We start from the raw sequence: 21,649 nt of genomic DNA on the forward strand, positions 1-21,649 counted from the left end.
GGTCACACGAAACCTGCTGTTAACGCCCCTTGACGGCCGACCCGCCCGCCTCGTTAACTGGTGGCCCGCCCAGGACGGCGCCCAAGGCCGGCGTCAGAGCGTGGAACCACATGGTGGAGGTGACTGCCGCGAGGAAGGGAACACCGGAACCCCGCGGACATGGAGGGTCGACAAGCCGCAGAGCCAGACAGCCCGTGGAAGATCACTTTCCTGACGCAGGCGGCCGCCGTCGGGCGACCAGCAGCGGGGCCGCGGAACGGCACCGGCCCCGCCCCTCCCCGCGCCCACACGCCTCGCGGGGGAACGATCGGGAGAACCGGAAGGCGGGAGCTGTCACGACCGGCCCGTGGAGTCGCGGATGACCAGCTCGCACGGCATCCGGTGGACACCGGGCGTGGCCCTGCCGTCGATGGCGGCGAACAGGTGCTGGGCCGCGGTCCTGCCGAGCATCTCGAGGTTCATGTCCACCGTGGTCAGCGCGGGTCGCGTCTCGGTCGACAGGACCTCCCAGTTGTCGTAGCCCACCACCGCGAGGTCGTCAGGCACCCGCCGTCCGCGCTCGCGGGCGATCTCCACGAAACCCGCCGCGATCTGGTCGCTCCCGCAGAACACCGCGTCGATCTCAGGCTCGGCCATCAGCAGCATCTCGGCGGCATGCCGCCCCCACCGCTGCGACCATGGCCCGCACAGCGTCTGTCCCGTCTGCGCCACCCCCGCCTCGGCCAGGGCCAGGCGCAGCCCCTCCTCGCGGTCCCTGGCGGCCTTGTAGTGCGCGGGGCCCGTGACGTGCGCGACGCGCCGCCGTCCCATGGCCAGCAGGTGACGTACCGCCATGGCCGCCCCGCCCACGTCGTCGGGCACGAAGGAGACGTCGGCGGGATCCTCCGAGGGGCCGTAGGCGTAGACCACCGGCACCGGGACGTCGCTGCTCACCGACGGCCGGGGGTCGGTGCTCTCGCCGACCACGATCAGCCCGTCGATCCTGCGCGAGAGCAGCGCCCTCAGATGGTGCTGCTCCCTGATGGCGTCGCCCCTGGCGTCGCAGAGCAGCACCGCCATCTCGCCCGCGCCGAAGGCGTCCTCGGCGCCGAGGAGCACGGGGATGCCGAACCTGCCCGCACTGTCGGAGGTGAGCAGCCCCACGGTGCGGGTCTGGCCGGACAGCAGCCCTCTGGCCAGTTCGTTGGGCTGGAAGGCGAGCTCCCGCGCCGCCTCCAGGACCCTCTGGCGGGTGGAGTCGCGCACGTCCTGCCGTCCGTTGAGCGCCTTGGAGGCCGTCGCGATCGAGACGCCCGCCAGGGCGGCCACATCGGTAATGGTCGGCCGAAATCCTTTTCGCACACCAGAGACAGTACATGCCATTGACACCGCTCAGTGTTTCTCTTACGTTTCCGAAAACCTTTTAGTTCGCTGCGGGGGACGGTTTCAGAGGAGAGACAGCCATGAGACGTGTGGTGACCGGAATCGCGCTCGCTGCATTGTTAACGCTAACAGCATGTGGCGGCGGCGAAACGCCGCAGGAGGGCGCCGCCGTCACGATCACGATGTGGACCAGGGCCGCGACCCAGGCGCAGAGCGAGCGCCTGGTGAAGGCCTACAACGCCGGCCACAAGAACCAGGTGAAGCTGACCGTCATCCCGACCGACAACTACCAGCCACGGATCGCGGCGGCGGCCGGGGCCAAGCAGCTTCCCGACGTCTTCGCCGCCGACGTGATCTTCGTGCCGAACTACACCTCGCAGGGCCTCTTCCTGGACATCACCGACCGGATCGACGCCCTGCCGTACAAGGCGGGTCTGGCGCCGAGCCACATGAAGCTGGGCACCATGGACGGCCGCCAGTACACGCTCCCCCACACCCTCGACCTGTCGGTCTGGTTCTGGAACAAGGACCTGTACGCCAAGGCCGGGCTCGACCCGGAGAAGGGCCCGAAGACGCTGAAGGAGTTCGCCGAGCACGCCACGGCCGTCCAGGACAAGCTCGGCGGGGACGGCAAGGTCCACGGCACCTTCTTCGGCGGCAACTGCGGCGGCTGCTACGTCTTCACCTTCTGGCCCTCGGTCTGGGCGGCCGGAGGGCAGATCATGAACGCCGAGGGAACCGCCTCCCTCAACGACCAGGCGGCGATGAGCGAGGTCTTCGCCATCTGGCGCGGGCTCTACGACAAGGGCGTGACGGGGCCGACGGCCAAGGAGGAGCAGGGACCGACCTGGACCGGCTACTTCGCCAAGGGCGAGATCGGCGTCATGCCGATGCCCTCGACCACGCTCGGTCTGATGCCCGCCGACCTGAAGATCGGGGTCGCCCCGATCGCGGGCCCCTCAGGGGGCGAGTCGACGTTCGTCGGCGGGGACTCGGTCGGGATCTCCTCCACCACCGAGCACGCCGACGCGGCGTGGGAGTTCCTGTCGTGGACCGTCTCGGACGAGGCGCAGGTCGAGGTCATGGCCAAGAACAAGGACGTGCTGGCCAGGACCGACCTGGCCGCCAACGCCCACTCCGCCAAGGACCCCAGGGTGGTCCTGATCAACTCGCTGGTCGCCAAGGGGCAGACGCCGTACGCGCCGCGTTTCGGCCAGACGTTCAACGACCCGCAGGGCCCGTGGCTGCGGCTGGCCCGTGAGGCGATGTTCGGCGACACCACCAAGGTGGCACGGCTCAACGCCGAGGTCACCGCCTCGTTGCAGCAGTAGGAGAGACCCTTGCGACTGACCGCCGCCCGTTCCAGGCGGGCGATGGGCTGGGTCTACGCCGCGCCCACCGCCCTGATCGTCGGCGTGCTGTTCCTCGCCCCGCTGGTGCTGGTGGTGTGGATGTCACTGCACCGCTGGCCGCTGCTCGGCAGCGCCGCGTTCAACGCCCCTGCCAACTACCTCAAGATCGCCGGCAATCCGCTCTTCCTCGACGCGGTGCTCTTCACGCTGAAGTACACCGTGATCACCACGGTCCTGCTCTCGCTGGTCGCCCTCGGCCTGGCCCTGCTGGTGCAGGAGCGCAGGCCGGGGATCACCTTCTTCAGGACCGCGTTCTTCCTGCCTGGCGCGGTGGGCTTCGCGGCCGCCGCGCTGCTGTTCTACGGCCTGCTGAACAACGACTTCGGACCCATCGACCCTCTCCTGCGGGCCGTCGGCCTCATCGACGAGCCGGTCAAGTGGATCGGCACCCCCGACATGGCGCTGTTCTCGACGATCGCGCTCGTGGTGTGGCGGTTCGCGGGGTTCAACATGCTCATCCTGCTGACGGGGCTCCAGGCGATCCCCGTCGAGGTCTACGAGGCGGCCAGGAGCGACGGCGCAGGGCGCTGGCAGATCTTCACCAGGATCACCCTGCCGCTGCTGCGCCCGACGCTGGCGTTGATGCTGATCCTCAGCGTCACGGGCTCGCTGCTGGCCTTCGACCAGTTCTTCGTCTTCACCAACGGCGGCCCCGACAACAGCACCGTCTCGATGGTCATGGTCATCTACCGCGAGGCGTTCTTCCGCTTCGACCTCGGCGGCGCGGCGGCGCTGTCGGTGGTGCTGCTGGTGGCGCTGGTCGGCCTGAATGCGCTGATGATGCGGAGACTGCGATGAGGAGAGAACCCGACGCGGCGAGCGGAGCGGCCCGCGAGGGACGAACGGCCCGCGCAGAGAGTGAGGAGAGGTGAACGACCGATGACGCGGCGTTACACCACCCTGTCGGCCCTGGCCGTGCTGTTCCTCTTCCCGCTGGTGTGGAGCGGCTGGGCCTCCTTCGAAGACCCGTCGAACTACCTGGAGATGGCCCGTTTCGGCGAGGGCGTCGGCACCTACGCCACCAACAGCGTGCTGGTCTCGGCCATGACGGTGGCGGGCACGCTCGTCGTCGCGGCCCTCGGCGGCTACGCCTTCGCCCGGTTCGACTTCCCCGGCAAGAACCTGCTGTTCCTGGCCACGCTGGCGATCCTCATGGTTCCCTACGCCACCATCCTCATCCCGCTGTACGTCCTGCTCGGCTACCTCGGCCTGCAGAACTCCCTGGTCGGGCTCTCGCTGGTGTTCGTGATGTTCCAGCTGCCCTTCGCCCTGTTCATGATGCGCAACGCCTTCGAGGCGGTGCCGCGTGAGCTGGAGGAGGCGGCGATGGTCGACGGCTGCGGCACCTTCCTGGCCTTCCTGCGCGTCCTGCTGCCCGCCGTACGGCCGGCGCTGGTGACGGTCGGCCTGTTCGCCTTCCTCGCCTCGTGGAACGACTTCTTCGCGCCGCTCATCCTGCTCAACGACGGCGCGTCCTTCACCCTGCCGGTCGCCGTGGTCAGCATGACGCAGCAGACCTTCGGCGCCATCGACTACGGCGTGTTGCAGGCGGGCGTCATGGTCATGGCGCTGCCCTGCCTGATCCTCTTCGTCCTCCTCCAGCGCCACTACGTGCGCGGATTCATGTCAGGAGCTCTGCGTGGCTAACCCCGTCCTGCCCTCCTCCGGCGCGCTGTCTCCTCTCGGGCTCGACGCGGTCAGGCTCGCGCCCGGTTTCTGGGGCGACCGCGTGGCGCTGAACAGAGAGGTCACGATCGCGCACGCCCATGAGTGGATGGAGCGCGAAGGCTGGATCGGCAATTTCCGCGGCGAGCTGCCCAGGCGCGGCAGGGAGTTCAGCGATTCGGAGATCTACAAGCTGCTCGAGGCCATGGCCTGGGCCGGTCATCCGGATTTCGCCGAGCTCGCGCTCACCGTGGTCAAGGCACAGGAGGGCGACGGCTACCTCAACACCAGGTGGAGCGGCAGCCGCTACACCGACTTCGAGTGGGGCCACGAGCTCTACTGCTACGGCCACCTGATCCAGGCGGGGGTGGCCAGGCTGCGCACGCACGGCCAGGACGCCTTCACCGAGGCCGTGCGCAAGGCCGCCGACCACGTCTGCCGCCGCTTCATGGACGGCACGGAGACCTGCGGGCACCCCGAGCTGGAGATGGCCATGGTCGAGCTCTACCGGGCGACCGGGGTCGAGCGCTACCTGGAGCTGGCCCGCCGCCTGCTGGAGCGGCGCGGGCTGCCCGCGCTCGGCCCGATCCACCTGGGCGCCGCCTACTTCCAGGACGACCTTCCCGTACGGCAGGCGACGACGCTGCGCGGGCATGCCGTACGGGCGCTCTACCTGGCCTGCGGCGCGGTCGACGTCGCGGTGGAGACCGGCGACGACCAGCTGATGGAGGCGGTGCGGTCGCAGTGGGAGCGGGCGGTGGCGCGCCGTACCCATCTGACGGGCGGGATGGGCTCGCGCCACGCCGACGAGGGGTTCGGCGAGGACTTCGAGCTGCCGCCCGACCGCGCCTACGCCGAGACCTGCGCGGGGATCGCCTCGATCATGCTGTCGCACCGGCTGCTGCTGGCCACGGGCGAGGTGGTCTACGCCGACCTGGCCGAGCGGACCCTGTTCAACGTCCTGGCGACGGGGGTGGCGCTGGACGGGCGGTCGTTCTTCTACTCCAACCCGCTGCAGGTGCGGGTGCCTGCCGAGCCGTCCGACGGGATCAACCTGGGGCACAGCGGCGGGCTGCGCTCGCCGTGGTTCGCGGTGTCGTGCTGCCCGAGCAACATCGCCCGCACCTTCGCCTCTCTGGGCTCCTACCTCGCCGCCGCCGACCCTTCAGGGCTGCGGATCCACCACCACACTCCTGCGGTGATCGAGGGCGCGGGCCTGCGCGTGGCGGTCGAGACCGGCTACCCCTGGTCCGGCGGGGTGGGGGTGCGGATGCTGGCCGACGGGCGCGGGCGGCTCTCCCTGCGGGTGCCTGCGTGGGCGGAGGGGGCGACCGTCGGGTACGGCCCCGCTCAGGCAGCCGACCTCGCGCGGCGGGAGGCGCCCTTCCCAGCAGGCGCCCGCGACGAGGTCGCCGCGCGCACGCGGATCGTCAGGGACGCGACGCCGGGATACACGGCCGTCGAGGGTGAGTGGCGGGCAGGCGACGTCGTCACGCTCGACCTGCCGATGGCCCCTCGATGGACCTTCCCCGACCGCAGGGTGGACGCGCTGCGCGGCACCGCCGCCGTGGAGCGGGGCCCGCTGGTCTACTGCGCCGAGTCCGTCGCCGACGAGCCGCCGCTGGCCGGCCTCTCGGCCCGCCTCACTCCCCCGGTCGAGCACGCCGGACCTTCGGGCGTGGTCGAGCTGGAGGTCGAGGCCGTGCTCGGGGAGGAGGAGAGTGCGGGCTGGCCCTACAGCTCGCGACCTGCGCAGCCCGCGACCACCGGTACGAGCCTGCGGCTGGTGCCGTACCACCGGTGGGGCAACGCGGGCCCCGCCACCATGCGCGTCTGGCTGCCCACGACCGGTTAGGGGGCCCGGGCCCTGCCGGTCGCGGATGGTTCTACGCTGGACGCCGTGAGCGTGCTGATCGATCCGCCCAACTGGCCAGGGCCCAGGGGCCTGCTGTGGTCCCATCTGGTCAGCGACACCTCCCTCGAGGAGCTGCACGCGTTCGCCGCCCTGCTCGGGGTGCCGGAGAGGGCCTTCGACAGGGACCACTACGACGTGCCAGAGACCGTCCACCAGCGCGCCGTCGCCCTGGGCGCCGAGCCGGTCAGCTCGCGCGAGCTGCTGTCGCGCCTGATCGCGGCCGGTCTGCGCCGCCGCAGGCGTCGCGAACCCGCCTCTGGCTGACCCCGCGCCTCCGAGGAGGCGCGGGGTCACGGGTCGTGCGGCCGTCACCTCAGCCTGGCGGTCGGGGCTGGTGGCGGCTGAGGAAGGTGTCCACTCCGTCGGCGATGAGGCGGTCGGTGAGATCCTGGCCAAGGGTCGCGCCGATGGAGCTCACGATCAGATGGGGGTAGACGGTCAGGCCGAAGAACTGGATGACGGCGACCTCCATGTCGGCGATGGCCAGCTGGCCGCGTGCGCACAGGTCGCCGAAGACCTCGCCGAGGGCGGCGGCGGACCGGCCCGGCCCGCGCTGCTGGTAGGACCGGCCGAGCTCGGGGAAGCGGCGCAGTTCGCTCGTGACGAGGTTGCGCAGCGCCAGCCTCGAAGGATCGGTGGCCGCCTCCACCATGGCGCGCGCGGTGCGCGTGAGGGCCTCGCGCGCGTCCCCGGTGTCGACGAGATGGGCGCGGACCTCGGCCAGTGTCGCGTGCGCCTCGTCCATGGCCTGCCCGATGACCTCCGTGAACAGCTCTTCCTTGCTGCGGAAGTGGTTGTAGACGGTCACCTTGGACACGCCCGCCGCGGCGGCGATCACGTCCATGTTGGTGTCGAACCCGTCACGGACGAACATGTCGCGGGCGGCGGCCACGATGGCCTGCCTGTTGCGTTCGGCGCGCTTGCCCGACGGGGCGGGCGATCTGCTGGTGTCTCTGGCCACGGCCGCCATCCTACCCAGAACTTAACTATTGAGTACAGGCCAACTGTCCTGTACCGTACAGTTAAGTTTGTTGGAGCTGGCAACCCCTTGACCGGAGGACCCGATGATCTCCCCCTCGACCGTCACCACCCCTGGACGGCATCTGCGAGTGCCCGGAGCCCGCCTGCACTACGAGGTGCGCGGCCAGGGCCCCCTCGTGGCGCTCGTCGGCGCGCCGATGGACGCCACGTCTTTCGCGCCGTTGGCCGAGCTGCTCGCCACCGACCACACCGTGCTCACCACTGATCCTCGCGGCATCAACCGCAGCCCGCTCGACGACCCGAGCCAGGACTCCACGCCGGAGCTGCGTGCCGACGACCTGTCCCGCCTGCTGGCCCACCTGGACGCCGGTCCTGCCGTCGTCTTCGGTTCCAGCGGGGGCGCCGTCACCGCGCTGGCGCTCGCCCAGAGCCGTCCCGACCAGGTCCGCACCGTCATCGCCCACGAGCCGCCGGTGGTCGAGCTGCTCGACGACCGCGACCTGATCCACGCCCAGACCGACGACGTCATCGCCACCTATCTGTCCGGTGACGTCGTCGGGGCCTGGACGAAGTTCATGGCCCATGCCGACATCCACCTGCCCGAGGGCGCGATCGAGCACATGTTCGGCGGGGAGCGCGACCCCCAGCAGGTCGCGGACGAGCGTCGCTGGTTCGCGCACGAGCTGCGCGCGACCACCCACTGGCGGCCCGACCTGGACGCCCTCCGCGCGACCACGACCCGCATCGTGGTCGGCATCGGAGAGGACTCGGCCGGGCAGGAGTGCGACCGCACCTCCAGGGCGCTGGCCTCGGCCCTCGGCATCGAGCCCGTAATGTTCCCCGGCGACCACACCGGCTTCGCGGACGGTCCCGAGCCCTTCCTCCCCCCGCTGCGCGCGCTCCTGCGCACGAGCTGAACGGCGACCGGCCGCCGTCAAGACCACCGGCGCGCCGTCGCCCCGGGGGTCGAGCCGGTCAGCTCACGTAAGCTGCTGTTCCGCCTGATCGCGCCCGGTCCGGGCCGCCGCGGGCGACGTGAAGCCACCCCCGACCGCTCCCACGCCATCGAGGAGGCGCAGTTCGGCGCTCACGTTGGCCCTGGCGCGCGCCTCCCACAGGTCGTGGGCCCTGGCGGTCCGATAGAGGCGGGGCGCGTCGAGCAGGCGTCGCAGCACCTGGGCCCTGCCCGCCCTGAAGAGCTCGTCGGGAACGTGGCGATACTCCTCGCGCACCGCCCGCGCGTAGGCGTCGTAGTGCTCCCCCGCCAGCACCGCCAGGTCGGCGTCGCACAGGACGGCCCCGTTGGCGTCGCCCGCCCCCGCGGGGTCGTAGCCGGGGTCGTGGATGACGGTGAGGCGCACGAGCCTGGCCACCTCGGCGACCCTGCCCTCCGCCACCCCGCACCTCGGCAGCAGGGCCTGGGCGAGCTGGGCGCTGCGCTCCTCGTCCCATGCGGGCCTGCCGTCGTAGATCGCGTCGTGGAACCAGGCGGCCAGCCGTACGGCGTCGGCGTCGTCGGCGACCGGCGCCAGCGGCTCGATCGCGGCCAGGACGGCCCGCAGGTGGTCAAGGGTGTGGTAGCGGCGGTGCGGTTCGGACCAGCGGGCGACCAGCTCGGCGCCCACGGCCGTCGCCGCCCTCGACCGCCCGGCCAGCGCCGTCCATCCTTCGAGGAGAGTCTCCACCCCTGGAGCCTACTGAGCGCGCCCAGCCACAGGGAAAGGGGGCGAAGGGGTCAGCGCACGCCGCGCGGGCGGTACTGGATGCTGATCCTGGGCCCCACCGGCTTGGCCGTCTTGGGGATGGCGTGCTCCCACGTGCGCTGGCAGCTGCCGCCCATCACGATGAGGTCGCCGTGGCCGAGGTCGTGGCGCACCGTCGCGCCACCGCCCCCGCGAGGGCGCAGGAGCAGCGCGCGGGGCGCGCCGACCGAGACGATGGCGACCATCGTGTCCTCGGTGCTGCCGCGCCCGATCGTGTCACCGTGCCAGGCGACGCTGTCGCGCCCGTCGCGGTAGAAGCACAGCCCCGCCGTGGCGAACGGCTCGCCCAGCTCGGCGCCGTAGTGCGCGTCGAGCGCCGCCCGCGCCTCCTCCAGCACCGGATCGGGCAGCGCCTGCCCCTCCTCGTAGAAGGCGAGCAGCCTCGGCACGTCGACGACCTTGTCGTACATGTGCCGCCGTTCGGCCCGCCACGGCACACCGGTGACGAGCCGTTCGAGCAGGGCGTCGGCCCCGCCGATCCAGCCCGGCCGGACATCGATCCAGGCGCCGTGGCCGAGCTGGACGCGCTTGACCGTGAGGGGCCCCGGCCCCTCCTCGGCGCCCAGGTCGAGCAGTGAACCCTGGAACAGCATGCGTCCAGGATAAATGAACTAATGTTCGATTGTCACATAGATCTTGCGCAGCTTCTCGTGCACCACCCACGTGCCCTGCCAGCCGTCCGGCAGCACCACTGTCGATCCGGGGCCCAGCTCGGTCACCTGCCCGTCCACGGTGGTGAGGGTGGCGCTGCCGCTCAGGATCTGGCAGATCTCGTGGAATCCGTCGCGCACGGCGGTGAAGGTGCCGGGTTCGCACTCCCACACGCCCGTCTCCGCGCCGCCCGCGCGCCACAGTTCGAGCGTCGACTCGCGCTGCCCCGTGAGGCTGGTGGGCTTGGCCACGGCGGGCGGCATCGCCACGGTGTAGGCGTCGTCCAGGTACGTCATCAGCGACCCGCGATCAGGTTGGCCAGCCGGGCGTAGCCCGAGGTGGAGGTTCCTCTGTCGTTCTCCCGCCGGTCGGCGGCCCTGAACAGGGTGTAGATGAGCTGGACTCCCGCGTAGCGCAGCGGCTCGGGCTCCCACTGACGCACCTGACGGCCCACCCACGGCAGCCCCGTGAGCTCGGTGTCGCGCCGCAGCACCAGGTCGCGCAGCGTGCGCCCGGCCAGGTTGGTGGTGGTCACGCCGCTGCCGACGTAGCCGCCGGCCCAGCCGAGCCCGGTGGAGTGGTCCAGGTGGACCGTGGAGCACCAGTCGCGCGGCACGCCGAGCACGCCGCACCAGGAGTGCTGGATGCGCGCGTCGGCCGCGGCGGGGAAGAGCTTGACCAGCATCCGCCACAGCGACTCGACGGTCCACTTCTGCGTGGCGCCGCGGTCGTCGGTGCGCGAGCCGTAGCGGTAGGGCACGCCGCGCCCGCCGATGGCGATGCGGTCGTCGGAGGTGCGCTGGGCGTAGATGTAGGCGTGTGCCTCGTCGCCGAGCAGCTCGCGCCCCTCCCAGCCCAGGTGCTTCCACACGTCGGCGGGCAGCGGCTCGGTGACGATCATCGAGCTGTTCATCGGCAGCCACTGGCGGCGCTGTCCCTCGATGCCCGCGGTGAAGCCCTCTGTGGCCCTGATGATGTACTCGGCCCTGACCACGCCTCTGTCGGTGATCGCCTCGCGTGGCTTGATCTGGGTGACGGTGGTGCCCTCGAAGATGTCGACGCCGAGCCCGGCGACGACGCCGGCCAGCCCGACGGCCAGCTTGGCCGGCTGAATCCTGGCGCAGTGGGGGCTGTAGGTGGCGTCGAGCGCTCCCGCGACGCGCAGCCGCTTCTCGCGCTCGTCGCGTTCGAGCAGGCGCAGGTCCTGCTCGCCGTAGCCCCACGCGCGCAGCTCGTCGAGCTCCTCGTGCAGGCGGCGGCGCTGGGCCGGGTTGGTGGCGGTGTGGATGAGACCGCCCTTGTGGATGTCGGCGTCGATGCCCTCGGCGTCGGCGACGCGGATGACCTCGTCGACGGAGGCGAACATCGCGTGCTGCAGGTCGATCATCGACTGGCGGCCGCGCGCCTTGGCGTGCCGTTCGCGTGAGCCGGCGAACTCGGCCGACAGCCAGCCGCCGTTGCGCCCCGATGCGCCGAACCCGGCGAACTCCTTCTCCAGGATGGCGATCCGCAGGTCGGGCTGCTCCTTCTTCAGGTAGTAGGCGGTCCAGAGGCCGGTGTAGCCGCCGCCGACGATCGCCACGTCGTAGTCGCGCGAGCCGGGCAGCGCCGCCCTGCGCTCGGGGATGCCGATCTGGCGGTACCAGAAGGAGACTCCTCCGTTGGCGAAGTCCTTGGTGAGGTTCACGTGAGCACAGCCTCCGCGTCGCTTTCGTCGGGTAGGAGGACGGAGTCAGCGACGCGCCAGGTCAGCGTCACCTCGTCGCCCACGCGAGCCTCGCTCAGGCCGCCGGCCTGCTCGCGGGCCAGGGCGGGCGAGCCGTCCGGCAGTTTCAGCTCCAGCTTGCGGCTGGAGCCCAGGTAGATCTCGCCGGTGACCGTCGCGGGCAGGGCGTTCCAGCCGGACTCGGCCTCGTGCCCCTGCTTGCGCACGGCCAGCCGCTCGGGCCGCACGACGAGCGCGCCGTCCCTGCCCTCGATCGAGCCGGGCACCCGCAGCAGCCGGGCGCAGGCGCCGAGGCCCTGGCCGTCGACGGGGCCGCGCAGGACGGTCGACTCGCCGAGGAACTTGGCCACGAACAGCGTCCTGGGCCGCTCGTAGAGCTCGGCGGCGGGGCCGACCTGCTCGATGCGGCCCTTGTTGAACACCGCGATCCTGTCGGAGAGCACCAGCGCCTCGTCCTGGTCATGGGTGACGTAGACGAAGGTGGTGCCGAGCTCGGCGTGGATGCGCTTGATCTCCAGCTGGAGCCAGTCGCGCAGCTTCTTGTCCAGGGCGCCGAGCGGCTCGTCCATCAGCAGGACGCGCGGGTTGTAGACGATCGCGCGGGCGACCGCGACGCGCTGCTGCTGGCCTCCTGACAGCTCGCGCGGGTAGCGGTGACCGAAGTCGCCGAGGTGGACGGTCTCCATCGCCGCCGCCACCAGCTCGGCGCGCCTGGCCTTCGGCACCTTGCGCTGCTTGAGCGGGTAGGCGATGTTCTCGGCGACCGTCATGTGCGGGAACAGGGCGTAGTGCTGGAAGACCATACCCATGTCGCGTTTGTGCGGAGGGGTGGCGCCGATGGAGGCGCCGTCGACGGTCAGCTCGCCGCTGGTCTGCCTGACGAACCCGGCGATGATGTTGAGCGTCGTGGTCTTGCCCGAGCCGCTCGGCCCGAGCAGGGTCATGAACTCGCCGGGCTCGATCGCCAGCGACACGTCGTCGACGGCGACGAAGTCGGCGTAGGTCTTGGTGAGGCCGGTGAGCTGGATGCTACTTGGCACGGGTCCTCCTGGCGACGAAGAAGGTGGCGACCAGGACGAGCGTCGTGGTGAGCACGATGATCATCGTGGCCGCTGCGGCGATGGTGGGATCGGTCTCGCGGGTGACGCTGGCGTACATCTTCACCGGCAGCGTCTGCAGGTAGGGGCTCTGGATGAACAGCGAGACGACCACCTCGTCGAAGCTGGTCACGAAGGCGAACAGGGCACCCGAGGCGACTCCGGGGGCCACCAGCGGCAGCGTCACGCTGCGGAAGGCGGTCCACCTGCTCGCCCCGAGGCTGGCCGCGGCGTCCTCGAGCCGCCTGTCGAAGCCGCGCAGCGACGCCGTGACCGGGATGATCACGAACGGCAGGGCGAGCACGGTGTGCGCCATGACGAACCCGGCCAGCGTGCCGACGAGCTGGAGCTTGAGGAAGACCGCGTAGGTGCCGATGGCGAGCACGACACCCGGCACGATCATCGGCGCCAGCATGGAGCCCTGGGCCAGCGCCAGGCCCCTGATCTTCGCCCTGGTCAGGCCGAGCGCCGCAGCCGTCCCGAGGACGGTGGCCACGACCGTGACCAGCAGCGCCACCTGCACCGAGGTGCCGAGCGCCGACATCCAGGCGGGGTCGCCGAAGAAGTTGGCGTACCACCGGGTGGAGTAGCCGTCGGGAGGGAACTTCAGCGACGGCTTGTCGGTGAAGCTCAGCGGCACCACGATCAGCGCCGGTGCGACCAGCCACACGCCGATCAGGGTGCAGAAGGCCCAGAGCAGGCCGCGGGCCCTCATCCGGTCACCTTCCTTCCCGTACGGCGCAGCGTCACGGCCAGCAACGCGATCATGGCGAGTGTCAGGCCCAGCAGGACCACGCCCATCGCCCCTCCCCTGCCCCACTTGAGCAGGCCGTTCACCTGCGTGAAGATCTGCTGGGAGATCAGCGCGTCGGTCGGCGAGCCCAGCAGCGCGGGGGTGACGTAGAAGCCGAGCGCGCTGATGAACACCGTCAGGCAGCCCGCGGAGACGCCTGGCAGCGACTGCGGCACGTACACCTGCAGGAACGCCTTGACCGGGTGCGCGCCCAGGCTGGTCGCGGCCGACAGCAGCCGCCTGTCGATGCCGCTCATCACCGCGTACAGCGGCAGCACCATGAACGGCATCAGCAGTTGCACCATGCCGATGACCACGCCGGTCTGGGTGCGGATGAGGCTGAAGGGCCCCATCCCGATCGCGCCCAGCGCCTTGTTGATCACGCCGGTGTCCTGGAGCAGGATCACCCAGGCGAAGGTGCGCACCATGAGGCTGGTCCAGAACGGCACCAGCACCAGCAGGGTGAGGACCGCCTTGGCCCTCGGCCCCGCGATGGTCATCGCGTAGGCGTAGGGGTAGGACAGCGCCAGCGCGACCAGCGTCACCCAGAAGGCGGTGCTGAACGTGCGGCCGAGCACCTGCATGTTGGCCTGTTCGCCGAAGAACCAGGCGAAGTTGCCCAGCCCTGGCTCCGGGTCGGTGAACGCGCTGACCAGCATGGACAGCAGGGGGTAGAGGAAGAAGACGCCGAGCGCGATCAGCGCGGGCAGGATCAGGAGCGCGGGCCCCGCCGTTCTCTCTTTCACGGCGTGCTCAGCCTCCGAGCCAGGCGGACCACTTCTCGATCATCTCCGGCTGGTTCTCCGCCCACCACTTGTCGTCCACCGTGAGCCGCTTGTCGGCGACCTCAGGGCGGGTGGTCAGGAAGGAGGTGCCGAGCTCGTCGAGCTTGGGCTTGGCGTCGGTGTTGATGGGCGAGTAGGAGGTCAGCTCGGTGAGCTTGGCCTGCTGCTGGGCGCCCAGGTAGTAGTTGATCATCGCCATGGCGGCCTTGGGGTTCTTGGCGTTCTTCGGCACGGCCAGCGAGTCCATGATGGGCATCCACTGGTTCCACTGGACGTCGAACGTGCCGCCGTTCTTGATACCGGCGTAGGCGCGGCCGCTCCACATCATGACCATGTCCACCTCGCCGGACTCCAGCAGCTGCTGGGACTCGGCGCCGGTCTTCCAGAAGACCAGGTCGGCGCGGACGGTGTCGAGCTTCTTGGTCGCCCTGGGGACGTCGAGCGGGTAGAGCTTGTCGGGGGCGACACCGTCGGCGACCAGCGCGGCCTCGAACGGGCCTGGCGCCGAGTCACCGGGGTTGCCGGGGATGGCGCGCTTGCCGGGGAACTTGGCGGTGTCGAAGAAGTCGGCCCAGCCCTGCGGCGGGTTGGCGCCGAACTTGTTCTTGTTGTAGGCGAGGACCATGCCGTACTGCATCGCGGGGACGCTGCACTCGGTGGCCAGGCCTTCGGGGACCTTCGACTTGTCGATGATCTTGTAGTCGAGCGGCTGGAGGAGCTTGCCGCACTGCGCCGCGGCCCAGATGGAGTCGGTGTCCACGACGTCCCACGTGACGTTGGCGGAGTCGACCTGGGCCTTGACCTTCGCGTAGTCGGTGGGGCCGTCCTGCAGCACCTGGGCGCCCGACTCCTTGGCGAAGGGGTCGATCGCCGCGTCCTGCTGGCCCTTCTGGTAGACGCCTCCGTAGGAGACGAAGGTCAGGTTGACGCCCTTCAGTGCGTCCTTCTTCACGACTCCGGACTTGGCTGGGCCGGAGCCGAGGTCGATGTCCGCGGGCGCCGCGGCGCCACCGCCGCAGGCCGCGGCGAGCAGCAGGGAGGCGGAGGCTACGGCCGTACCGGCCAGTCGCTTGGTTATGTTGAGCATGGTCTGCCCCCTCTGTAATGGAGAAACGGGGTGTCAGTCAGGGGTTGGCGGGCTGATGATCCAGAGGACCTCCGCGTCGTCGTCTCCGTCGTTGACGACGCGGTGCGGGATGGAGGTGCGGTACTCGACGCTGTCGCCGGGCTCCAGCCGGCGCGGGATCGCCTCGCCGAGGTGGACGGTGACCGTGCCGCGCAGCACGAGCAGGATCTCCTGGGAGTCTCCGTGGGTGTACTGGTCGTCCCCTGTGGAGGCGCCGGGCTCGAACTCGCCGCTGTACACCTCCAGGTTCTGGAGCGGGCGTTGCGAGATCAGGTACTTGCGTGAGCCGCGCCCCGCGTGCAGTTCGGGGCGCTCCGCCCTGCGAACGAGGCGGTGTCCTGTCGCCTGCTCCTCGTTGAACAGATCGGCGACCGTGATGCCGAGCGCCACGGCGATCCGCCGCAGCATGCCGACACTCGCGCTGGTCTGCCCGCGCTCCAACTGGCTGATGAAGCTGGCGCTCGCCTGTGCATGCGCAGCCAGACCCCTGACGGTCATCTGGCGCATGGTCCTGTAGGCACGGATCCGATCGCCCAAGGGCTCAGATGCCATCGAACGTCTCGATTCTCTGCACTGAACATTTTGTTAAGTAGCAATGAAGGGACCGTACAAACGCATCAACCGCCCCGACAAGGGGGCGGTTGATTACGAATCGGTCAAATGTGATGACGATCACGTCGGAGAACGTATCAGGAGGCCCGACAGAGCCGCTGGTAGCGGTGCATCCCCGCCTTCGGCGCGCAGGTCGTCGAGGTCGGACAGCACAAGCGCCAACGCCTCCATGCGAGGCAGCACCTGCGCCAGGTACCTGACCTTCGGCCGCCGAGATGTGGCTCTCTCCCTCGGTCCCGTCGGTGCCGCTCGAAGGCCGGCTTCTACAGCCGCCGGCCGAGGGCGAAGAGGAGGGTCATTCGGCGTCCGAGTCTGCCGACTCCACGGGCGGCGCGATCTGCAGTGGTGCAGCGGCCCCGCCGGCGATCTCGCGCCCTTGACTCAGTGTGTGGTCAAGCTGCCTGGCCAGGAGTGGGAGGGTCGCCGGAGGGAGATACGCGTCAGCGCCGGCATCGAGCAGTCGCCGGACCGGGCCGTGGTACCGAACTCCGAGTTCGGGGTCCTCGATCTCGGTGACGACGACGCGAGCCTTCGGGAACATCGATCGGAGCGCTCCGATCAGCTGTGGGCTGCCCGCAGGTACCAGCAGCACATCGGCCGTCGCGGGAGCCGCATGCATGTCGAGCACCACGTAGTCCGCCCCGAGCTGGGTGGACAACGCGACCCGAGCCGCGGTCGACAGCTCCATCGCGGTGGCCACGACCGTCACGCTCTCGTAGTCCGTCGGTGCTTGATCGCCGGCCCCATCCAGCGCGCCGCGTTCGACGATGGCGCCTTGGACCACGTCGACGGTGCTGGAGATCGTCGCGATCGACGCGCCGTCACGCGTGACGACCAGGTTCTCACCAGGCCGGAGGGCGTCGATGAGCGCCACGACGTCTTCGGGAAGGCGGGTCACGTCGATTCGCTGTGTGGAGCGTGGGGCGCGTTTGCGGATCACCATGCCTGGGACACGCTCACGGCTGCGAGGGCAGCCTGCGTCCCGCGCAGCCCCGGCCGCCCTGGCCGCCTACCGAAGTTGCCTGCTCCGAAGGCGCCGCTCAACCAGGTGATCACGTGAGTCCCTTCTGATGCTGTGATCTTGTTGGATGCGACGACACCCTCATTGGTTCGAGGCGGCGTCCGAGTTTCCCTCATCGACCATGCCTGCGCCCGTCCACGGCGGGACGCGGATGGGACCCGTCCCTGACCGCCAAGGCGCTGCGGGATCCGTGTCGATCTCGGAGGGTCGTGGTGCCTTCGAGCTCCGGCGCACGTCGAACGTCGGCCCGCGGTCCTCAGGCGTCTCCGGCTCCGCCGGCCTGTGGGCGCGAAGCGTCCTGGCCGTAGGCTCGCAGGAATGCCGCCACCGCCGCCTCCGCCAGCCGGTCGAGCTCGGCATCGGTGTAGGAGGCGCTCCCGCCGCAGAACATGACCCTGTTCACCGGGATCCACAGCAGCAGGCCCATGAGGTGGTCGGCGGCCAGCCGAGGGTCGTCCAGACGCAGCAGACCGCGCTCCTCCAGGCGCCCGAAGCAGCCCGTCAGCGTCTCCAGTACCCGCTCGAAGCCCTGCTCGTACCAGGTGCGGCCCAGATCCGGGAAGCGGTCGGCCTCGGCGATGATCAGCCGTCGCAGGCGCAGGACCTCGGGCCGCATGAGCGAGCCGAGGAACGCGCGGGCCAGCTCGCCCAGGGCCTTGCGAGGATCGTCGCTGTCGTCGAGCGTCGCCGTGATCACCCGGGTGAGGCCCTCGATCTCGCCGGTGGTGTCGAGCATGAGGTGGGTGAAGAGCTGCTCCTTGTCGGTGAAGTGCTTGTAGACCGTCTGCTTCGACACCGCCGCGAGGGTCGCGACCTCGTCCATGCTGGCGCCCACGTAGCCGTTGCGCAGGAAGACAGCCCTGGCCGCGTCGATGATCTGCCTGCGTTTGCGGGCCGTACGGCCTTCGTCCACGTCCGGTGCCATGTGATCCCCTCTGCCGATGGTCGGATAGTACTAGACAGTTCCGTACCCGGTAAGTACTGTACCGTCTAGTTCCCACCATGGACAGGATGGTAGCGATGGGTGATCTCCAGAAGCTGGTACAGGAAGCCGCCGACGAGCTGGTCGAGTCGGGCCAGGAGCGGGGCCTCCAGGTGGCCGTCTACCGTGACGGCCGGCAGGTCGTGGACGTGGCCGCCGGTGTGGCCGACCCCGAGAGCGGCAGGCCCGTGACGCCCGACACGCCCTTCTACAACTTCTCCATCGGCAAGGGCGCCACCGCCACCGTCGCCCACGTGCTCGTGGAGCGCGGGCTGTTCGGCTACGACACGCGCGTGGCGGAGCTGTGGCCGGAGTTCGGGGCGCACGGCAAGGAAGGCGTGACGGTGCGCCACGTGCTGACGCACACCGCGGGGGTGCCCGGCGTCCCGCTGGACACGACGCCGGAGGACGTCTGCGACTGGGGCACGATGGTCGCCGCGCTGGAGAACGCCGAGCTGTGGTGGGAGCCGGGCACCAAGATGGGCTACCACGCCTACACGTTCGGGTTCCTCGTCGGCGAGATCGTCCGGCGGGCCACCGGCAAGCCGATCTCGCAGGTGCTGCGGGAGGAGGTGAGCGGGCCGCTCGCCGTGGCCGACGAGCTCTACTTCGGCATGCCCCGGTCGGAGCACCACAGGCTCGCACGGCTGGAGGACGCCCCCATGGACATGTCGGCGTTCGCGGACATGCCCGAGGACCTGCCGATGTTCAAGGCCGGCCCGATGGACTTGATGCCCACCGCCGCGCTGGGCAGTCGCCCCGACTACCTGTCGGCCGACATCCCCGCGGGCGGCAAGACCTCGGCCAGGGCGATCGCGCGCATGTACGCCGCGCTGCTCGGCGAGGTGGACGGCACGCGGCTGATCTCGCAGGAGAGGCTGCGCGAGGTGACGGCCGTGGCCTACACCGGCATGGACGAGGTGTTCGGCATGCCGTCGGCGTGGGGGCTGGGCTACGCGATCGGCCGGCCGGGGTCCACGCCCGAGGAGACGCCGACGGTGTTCGGCATGGCCGGCGCCGGGGGGAGCGTGGCGTACGCCGACACCGCCTCCGGCCTCGCCTTCGCCGTCACCAAGAACCGGCTGGCCAACGACTTCGACACCGTCACCAAGCTCGGCGACATCGTCGCCCGCGGCTGAGGTGCTCCCCTGCCGCCGGACAGGTGAGCGCGCTCGAGCCGAGCAGACCGAAGGCCGGGCCTCGCGCGAGCCGTGAGGAGCAGGCCGCCTCATGCCTCATGCCCGGCTCGGCCCCTTCCGTCCGTCTGGGATCGGCTCTTCAGCGCGTGGACGTCGCTCACCAGCCCCACCGCTGGTTGTTCCCCCCGTGGCAGGTCCACTGGCCGACCCTGGCCCAGTCGGCCGTGCTCCATCCCAGGACTTCGAGGCACTTGCCGCTGTGGAGGTTGCCGATCAGTCCGTTGGACGTGTTCATGTACCACCGCTGGTTGTTCCCCCCGTGGCAGGTCCATTGACCGGCCACCGCTCCCTCGGCCGTGCTCCAGCCAAGGATCTCGAGGCACTTGCCGCTGTGGACGTTCTGGATCAGTCCGGTGGTGTAGCTGTAGTTCCACTGCTGGTTGTTGCCGCCGTGGCAGGTCCATTGACCGGCCTGCGCCCAGTCGGCCGTGCTGTAGCCGAGGATTTCTAGGCACTTGCCGCTGTGGAGGTTGCCGATCAGAGTGGATCTGACGCTCGATGACGCCACGGCGCTGGACACGCCGGAGGTCGTGCCGGTCAGGAACACTGCCGCGGTGACCAGGACGACCGATGCCGGCCTCACTCTTCGATGGGTCGTGGGCATGGGGACTCCCGCGTTGCTGGAGCGATCTGTTCCAGGAATGCTGGCGCAGGCAAGCGGGGTTCCGCATGGGTAGGCCCTACTCACCTTGCGCTCGACGCGGGCATGAAGGGGAGGACGCTGGTCCGCCAGGACCCTCCACCTGAGAACCCCACCGTCCGCCGGCTGGCGGCCCGGCGCTAGAAGCCCCTTGACCACTCCACGATGTTGCGCAGCGGCCGCCCCGACGTGAACCTGCGCCAGTTGTCCTCGAAGACCTCGAGGATCTGGCCGGACTCCTGGTCGGAGCCGCCCGCCGTGTGCTGGGTCAGCAGCGTGCGCGGGCAGCTCCACAGCGGGTGGTCGGGGGGCAGCGGCTCGGTCGCGGTGACGTCGAGCACCGCTCCGCCGAGCCGTCGCTCCCGCAGCGCGGCCACCAGCGCGTCCTCGTCGACCAGGGAACCGCGGCCCGCGTTGACGAAGATCGCCCCGCGCGGCAGGAGGGCCAGCCGCGCGGCGTCGACCAGCCCGGCCGTCTCCTCCGTGCCCGGCAGCAACCCCACGAGCACGTCGGTCTCGGGCAGCAGGGCGTCGAGCTCGCCCGCCGTCATCCTGCGCGAGTAGAGCGTCACCTCACACCCGAACGGCGCGAGCAGCTCGGCCAGCCGCCTCGCGATCGTGCCCGCGCCGAGGATGACCACCGAGGCGCCGGTCAGCAGCCGCAGCCCCGGCCGCAGCGGGGTGGTCGACCACTGGTGCCGCTCCCCCAGCCTGGCCAGCTCGTCCACGCCCCGGTAGAGGGCGAGGATTCCGGCCAGGCAGGTCTGCGCGACGGGGTCGGCGAAGGTACCCGTCAGGTTCGTCACGGTGATCCGCCGGCCGAGCTCGGCCCAGTCGAGCCCCACGTACCTGTCGATCCCCATGGACGACAGCTGCAGCCATCTGAGGCTCGCCGCCTGCTTCAGCCATTCGGGCGGGCAGTTGCCGACGGCGACCTCCGCACGCGCGAACGCCTCGGCGTCACGGTCGGTGTGCTCCTTCGGCTCGGCGAACCACACGGGGACCTCACCGGCGAGCGAGCGCACTCTGTCCTTCTCCGCCGCGGTGAGCGCCAGCTCCACATACAGCCTCATGGTTCCAGTGTGACCAGCCTTCGCCGTCAGAGCGCCGCCGTGGCGGTGACCAGGCCGGCGGGCGCGGCCATCTCCCTGAGCTGGTCGGCGAAGGCCAGCGCCTGCTCAGGCGTCATGCGCGGCTCGGTGCCTGTGTAGAACACCACGATGTCGCCCGAGGGCGAGCGCACGGGGGTGAAAGGAAGAAGAGGGGAGATCGCCATAGTGAGCATGATTCTTCCCTACGGCACCGACATTTTCCCGGCCATTTCCGGCCCTCCCACCGGCGCTCACATCCGGCTCCAAGCCGGACGCAAGCGCGCGGGGATACCTCTGGAGGGGTCGGCAACCGTTCTTCCAGCTTGGAGAGACCCTCGTGCGCATCGGTGCCCGCGTCCTGATCGGCATGACCGCCGCCACCACGCTCGCCCTGTCCTGCTCGACCGCCGCCTCCGCCGAACCCTCCACCGTGTGGAAGTGGGGCGCCCTCCACTCCACCGACGGGTGGGCCACCGCGTGGGGCAAGGTCTCGGTCGGCCAGTCGGGGCTGGTCGTGTCGGGCAACCTCGACGACTCCTACGGCAAGGGCTGCTCGTGGGCGCTCATCCGCTACCAGAACGCCCGCAACGGCCGCTGGCGGACGCACGGCGTCTACAACTGCGTCACGGGCACGGGCACCTTCCGCAAGGACGTGGGGGGCGTGCTGCAGATCAGGGTGAAGGTCTGCCGCGGCACGGCCAAGCGCCCTGTCGGCAAGTGCTCGCGCTGGAAGACCGTCTACACCCAGGGCGGCTGATCTCGCCGGCCGTACGGGCCCGGCTTCTGCGAGGCCACCGCGCGGCGGTCCCTTCCGGGCGTTTCACGGAG

24 protein-coding genes are annotated in these 21,649 nt (G+C 70.2%); 8 read left to right on the plus strand and 16 right to left on the minus strand.

Annotation, left to right across the window (positions count from 1 at the left end; all coding sequences use genetic code 11):
* Positions 1-333: 333 nt before the first annotated feature.
* The gene (locus FHR33_RS13375; RefSeq protein ID WP_312895516.1) at positions 334-1,341 is read right to left on the minus strand and encodes a LacI family DNA-binding transcriptional regulator; all 1,008 of its coding nucleotides are present in this window, start codon (positions 1,339-1,341) and stop codon (positions 334-336) included.
* A gap of 101 nt (positions 1,342-1,442) precedes the next feature.
* Here FHR33_RS13375 and FHR33_RS13380 point away from each other — a divergent pair, with 101 nt between their 5' ends.
* From FHR33_RS13380 to FHR33_RS13400, 5 genes are all read left to right on the plus strand, one after another.
* Positions 1,443-2,693 carry an ABC transporter substrate-binding protein gene (locus FHR33_RS13380; RefSeq protein WP_183646714.1) on the plus strand — a complete coding sequence of 417 codons (1,251 nt, stop codon included), beginning with the start codon at positions 1,443-1,445 and terminating at the stop codon, positions 2,691-2,693.
* A 9-nt stretch (positions 2,694-2,702) separates the two neighbouring features.
* Positions 2,703-3,572 (plus strand): carbohydrate ABC transporter permease, encoded by an 870-nt coding sequence (locus tag FHR33_RS13385; RefSeq protein WP_246451813.1) that lies wholly within the window; start codon positions 2,703-2,705, stop codon positions 3,570-3,572.
* A gap of 81 nt (positions 3,573-3,653) precedes the next feature.
* Positions 3,654-4,421 (plus strand): carbohydrate ABC transporter permease, encoded by a 768-nt coding sequence (locus FHR33_RS13390; protein WP_183646717.1) that lies wholly within the window; start codon positions 3,654-3,656, stop codon positions 4,419-4,421.
* Positions 4,414-6,294: a glycoside hydrolase family 127 protein gene (locus tag FHR33_RS13395; RefSeq protein ID WP_183646720.1), complete on the plus strand. Its 1,881-nt coding sequence runs from the start codon at positions 4,414-4,416 to the stop codon at positions 6,292-6,294. Before FHR33_RS13390 ends, FHR33_RS13395 begins: the two co-directional genes overlap by 8 nt.
* A 45-nt stretch (positions 6,295-6,339) precedes the next feature.
* Positions 6,340-6,618 carry a DUF4031 domain-containing protein gene (locus FHR33_RS13400; RefSeq protein WP_183646723.1) on the plus strand — a complete coding sequence of 93 codons (279 nt, stop codon included), beginning with the start codon at positions 6,340-6,342 and terminating at the stop codon, positions 6,616-6,618.
* 49 nt (positions 6,619-6,667) lie between these two features.
* Here FHR33_RS13400 and FHR33_RS13405 read toward each other — a convergent pair whose 3' ends face one another.
* Complete coding sequence (locus FHR33_RS13405; RefSeq protein WP_221241081.1) at positions 6,668-7,315, minus strand: TetR/AcrR family transcriptional regulator; 648 nt, start codon at positions 7,313-7,315, stop codon at positions 6,668-6,670.
* Between the two features lie 103 nt (positions 7,316-7,418).
* On the opposite strand from FHR33_RS13405, the gene FHR33_RS13410 reads away from it, so the two are divergent.
* Positions 7,419-8,252: an alpha/beta hydrolase gene (locus FHR33_RS13410; RefSeq protein ID WP_183646729.1), complete on the plus strand. Its 834-nt coding sequence runs from the start codon at positions 7,419-7,421 to the stop codon at positions 8,250-8,252.
* Positions 8,253-8,315: 63 nt separating this feature from the next.
* Here FHR33_RS13410 and FHR33_RS13415 read toward each other — a convergent pair whose 3' ends face one another.
* The 11 genes from FHR33_RS13415 to FHR33_RS13465 form a co-directional block, all read right to left on the minus strand.
* Positions 8,316-9,020: an HD domain-containing protein gene (locus FHR33_RS13415; protein ID WP_312895517.1), complete on the minus strand. Its 705-nt coding sequence runs from the start codon at positions 9,018-9,020 to the stop codon at positions 8,316-8,318.
* A gap of 50 nt (positions 9,021-9,070) precedes the next feature.
* Positions 9,071-9,691 carry an alpha-ketoglutarate-dependent dioxygenase AlkB gene (locus FHR33_RS13420; RefSeq protein WP_183646732.1) on the minus strand — a complete coding sequence of 207 codons (621 nt, stop codon included), beginning with the start codon at positions 9,689-9,691 and terminating at the stop codon, positions 9,071-9,073.
* Positions 9,692-9,709: 18 nt separating this feature from the next.
* Entirely contained in the window at positions 9,710-10,045 is a 336-nt protein-coding gene (locus FHR33_RS13425) for a cupin domain-containing protein (protein WP_183646735.1), read from the minus strand.
* Complete coding sequence (locus FHR33_RS13430) at positions 10,045-11,436, minus strand: NAD(P)/FAD-dependent oxidoreductase (protein WP_183646738.1); 1,392 nt, start codon at positions 11,434-11,436, stop codon at positions 10,045-10,047. The genes FHR33_RS13425 and FHR33_RS13430 overlap by 1 nt, the downstream gene beginning before the upstream one ends.
* Positions 11,433-12,515, minus strand: a complete 1,083-nt coding sequence (locus FHR33_RS13435; RefSeq protein WP_312895518.1) for an ABC transporter ATP-binding protein — start codon at positions 12,513-12,515, stop codon at positions 11,433-11,435. Before FHR33_RS13435 ends, FHR33_RS13430 begins: the two co-directional genes overlap by 4 nt.
* The gene (locus tag FHR33_RS13440; protein ID WP_183646741.1) at positions 12,505-13,287 is read right to left on the minus strand and encodes an ABC transporter permease; all 783 of its coding nucleotides are present in this window, start codon (positions 13,285-13,287) and stop codon (positions 12,505-12,507) included. Before FHR33_RS13440 ends, FHR33_RS13435 begins: the two co-directional genes overlap by 11 nt.
* Positions 13,284-14,111 carry an ABC transporter permease gene (locus tag FHR33_RS50190; RefSeq protein ID WP_221241082.1) on the minus strand — a complete coding sequence of 276 codons (828 nt, stop codon included), beginning with the start codon at positions 14,109-14,111 and terminating at the stop codon, positions 13,284-13,286. The genes FHR33_RS13440 and FHR33_RS50190 overlap by 4 nt, the downstream gene beginning before the upstream one ends.
* A gap of 7 nt (positions 14,112-14,118) precedes the next feature.
* The gene (locus FHR33_RS13450; protein WP_183646744.1) at positions 14,119-15,237 is read right to left on the minus strand and encodes an ABC transporter substrate-binding protein; all 1,119 of its coding nucleotides are present in this window, start codon (positions 15,235-15,237) and stop codon (positions 14,119-14,121) included.
* 33 nt (positions 15,238-15,270) lie between these two features.
* Positions 15,271-15,828 (minus strand): helix-turn-helix domain-containing protein, encoded by a 558-nt coding sequence (locus FHR33_RS13455; RefSeq protein ID WP_183646747.1) that lies wholly within the window; start codon positions 15,826-15,828, stop codon positions 15,271-15,273.
* A gap of 355 nt (positions 15,829-16,183) precedes the next feature.
* Complete coding sequence (locus FHR33_RS13460; protein ID WP_183646749.1) at positions 16,184-16,831, minus strand: hypothetical protein; 648 nt, start codon at positions 16,829-16,831, stop codon at positions 16,184-16,186.
* 334 nt (positions 16,832-17,165) lie between these two features.
* Positions 17,166-17,834 carry a TetR/AcrR family transcriptional regulator gene (locus FHR33_RS13465; RefSeq protein ID WP_183646752.1) on the minus strand — a complete coding sequence of 223 codons (669 nt, stop codon included), beginning with the start codon at positions 17,832-17,834 and terminating at the stop codon, positions 17,166-17,168.
* A 95-nt stretch (positions 17,835-17,929) separates the two neighbouring features.
* Here FHR33_RS13465 and FHR33_RS13470 point away from each other — a divergent pair, with 95 nt between their 5' ends.
* A complete protein-coding gene (locus FHR33_RS13470; protein WP_183646755.1) occupies positions 17,930-19,030 on the plus strand; it encodes a serine hydrolase domain-containing protein in 1,101 nt (366 codons plus the stop codon).
* A 157-nt stretch (positions 19,031-19,187) separates the two neighbouring features.
* Here FHR33_RS13470 and FHR33_RS13475 read toward each other — a convergent pair whose 3' ends face one another.
* The 3 genes from FHR33_RS13475 to FHR33_RS13485 all read right to left on the minus strand — a co-directional run bounded on the left by FHR33_RS13475 (position 19,188) and on the right by FHR33_RS13485 (position 21,015).
* Positions 19,188-19,694, minus strand: a complete 507-nt coding sequence (locus tag FHR33_RS13475) for an RICIN domain-containing protein (RefSeq protein WP_183646758.1) — start codon at positions 19,692-19,694, stop codon at positions 19,188-19,190.
* 176 nt (positions 19,695-19,870) lie between these two features.
* On the minus strand, positions 19,871-20,803 hold the full coding sequence (locus FHR33_RS13480) for a D-2-hydroxyacid dehydrogenase (protein ID WP_183646761.1): 933 nt from the start codon (positions 20,801-20,803) through the stop codon (positions 19,871-19,873).
* A gap of 26 nt (positions 20,804-20,829) precedes the next feature.
* Complete coding sequence (locus FHR33_RS13485) at positions 20,830-21,015, minus strand: hypothetical protein (RefSeq protein ID WP_183646764.1); 186 nt, start codon at positions 21,013-21,015, stop codon at positions 20,830-20,832.
* A 143-nt stretch (positions 21,016-21,158) separates the two neighbouring features.
* On the opposite strand from FHR33_RS13485, the gene FHR33_RS13490 reads away from it, so the two are divergent.
* Positions 21,159-21,578 (plus strand): hypothetical protein, encoded by a 420-nt coding sequence (locus FHR33_RS13490; protein ID WP_183646767.1) that lies wholly within the window; start codon positions 21,159-21,161, stop codon positions 21,576-21,578.
* Positions 21,579-21,649: the final 71 nt, after the last annotated feature.

Source organism: Nonomuraea dietziae (assembly GCF_014195505.1).
Taxonomy (GTDB): domain Bacteria; phylum Actinomycetota; class Actinomycetes; order Streptosporangiales; family Streptosporangiaceae; genus Nonomuraea; species Nonomuraea roseola.

What these genes read in the sequence shown, in the direction of transcription:
- FHR33_RS13390 (WP_183646717.1), top strand. Translation starts at nt 3,654, where the DNA reads ATGACGCGGCGTTACACCACCCTGTCGGCCCTGGCCGTGCTGTTCCTC.
- FHR33_RS13420 (WP_183646732.1), bottom strand. Translation starts at nt 9,691, where the DNA reads ATGCTGTTCCAGGGTTCACTGCTCGACCTGGGCGCCGAGGAGGGGCCG.
- FHR33_RS13480 (WP_183646761.1), bottom strand. Translation starts at nt 20,803, where the DNA reads ATGAGGCTGTATGTGGAGCTGGCGCTCACCGCGGCGGAGAAGGACAGA.
- FHR33_RS13485 (WP_183646764.1), bottom strand. Translation starts at nt 21,015, where the DNA reads ATGCTCACTATGGCGATCTCCCCTCTTCTTCCTTTCACCCCCGTGCGC.
- FHR33_RS13475 (WP_183646758.1), bottom strand. Translation starts at nt 19,694, where the DNA reads ATGCCCACGACCCATCGAAGAGTGAGGCCGGCATCGGTCGTCCTGGTC.
- FHR33_RS13455 (WP_183646747.1), bottom strand. Translation starts at nt 15,828, where the DNA reads ATGGCATCTGAGCCCTTGGGCGATCGGATCCGTGCCTACAGGACCATG.
- FHR33_RS13410 (WP_183646729.1), top strand. Translation starts at nt 7,419, where the DNA reads ATGATCTCCCCCTCGACCGTCACCACCCCTGGACGGCATCTGCGAGTG.
- FHR33_RS13465 (WP_183646752.1), bottom strand. Translation starts at nt 17,834, where the DNA reads ATGGCACCGGACGTGGACGAAGGCCGTACGGCCCGCAAACGCAGGCAG.
- FHR33_RS13380 (WP_183646714.1), top strand. Translation starts at nt 1,443, where the DNA reads ATGAGACGTGTGGTGACCGGAATCGCGCTCGCTGCATTGTTAACGCTA.
- FHR33_RS13460 (WP_183646749.1), bottom strand. Translation starts at nt 16,831, where the DNA reads ATGGTGATCCGCAAACGCGCCCCACGCTCCACACAGCGAATCGACGTG.
- FHR33_RS13470 (WP_183646755.1), top strand. Translation starts at nt 17,930, where the DNA reads ATGGGTGATCTCCAGAAGCTGGTACAGGAAGCCGCCGACGAGCTGGTC.
- FHR33_RS13440 (WP_183646741.1), bottom strand. Translation starts at nt 13,287, where the DNA reads ATGAGGGCCCGCGGCCTGCTCTGGGCCTTCTGCACCCTGATCGGCGTG.
- FHR33_RS13425 (WP_183646735.1), bottom strand. Translation starts at nt 10,045, where the DNA reads ATGACGTACCTGGACGACGCCTACACCGTGGCGATGCCGCCCGCCGTG.
- FHR33_RS13450 (WP_183646744.1), bottom strand. Translation starts at nt 15,237, where the DNA reads ATGCTCAACATAACCAAGCGACTGGCCGGTACGGCCGTAGCCTCCGCC.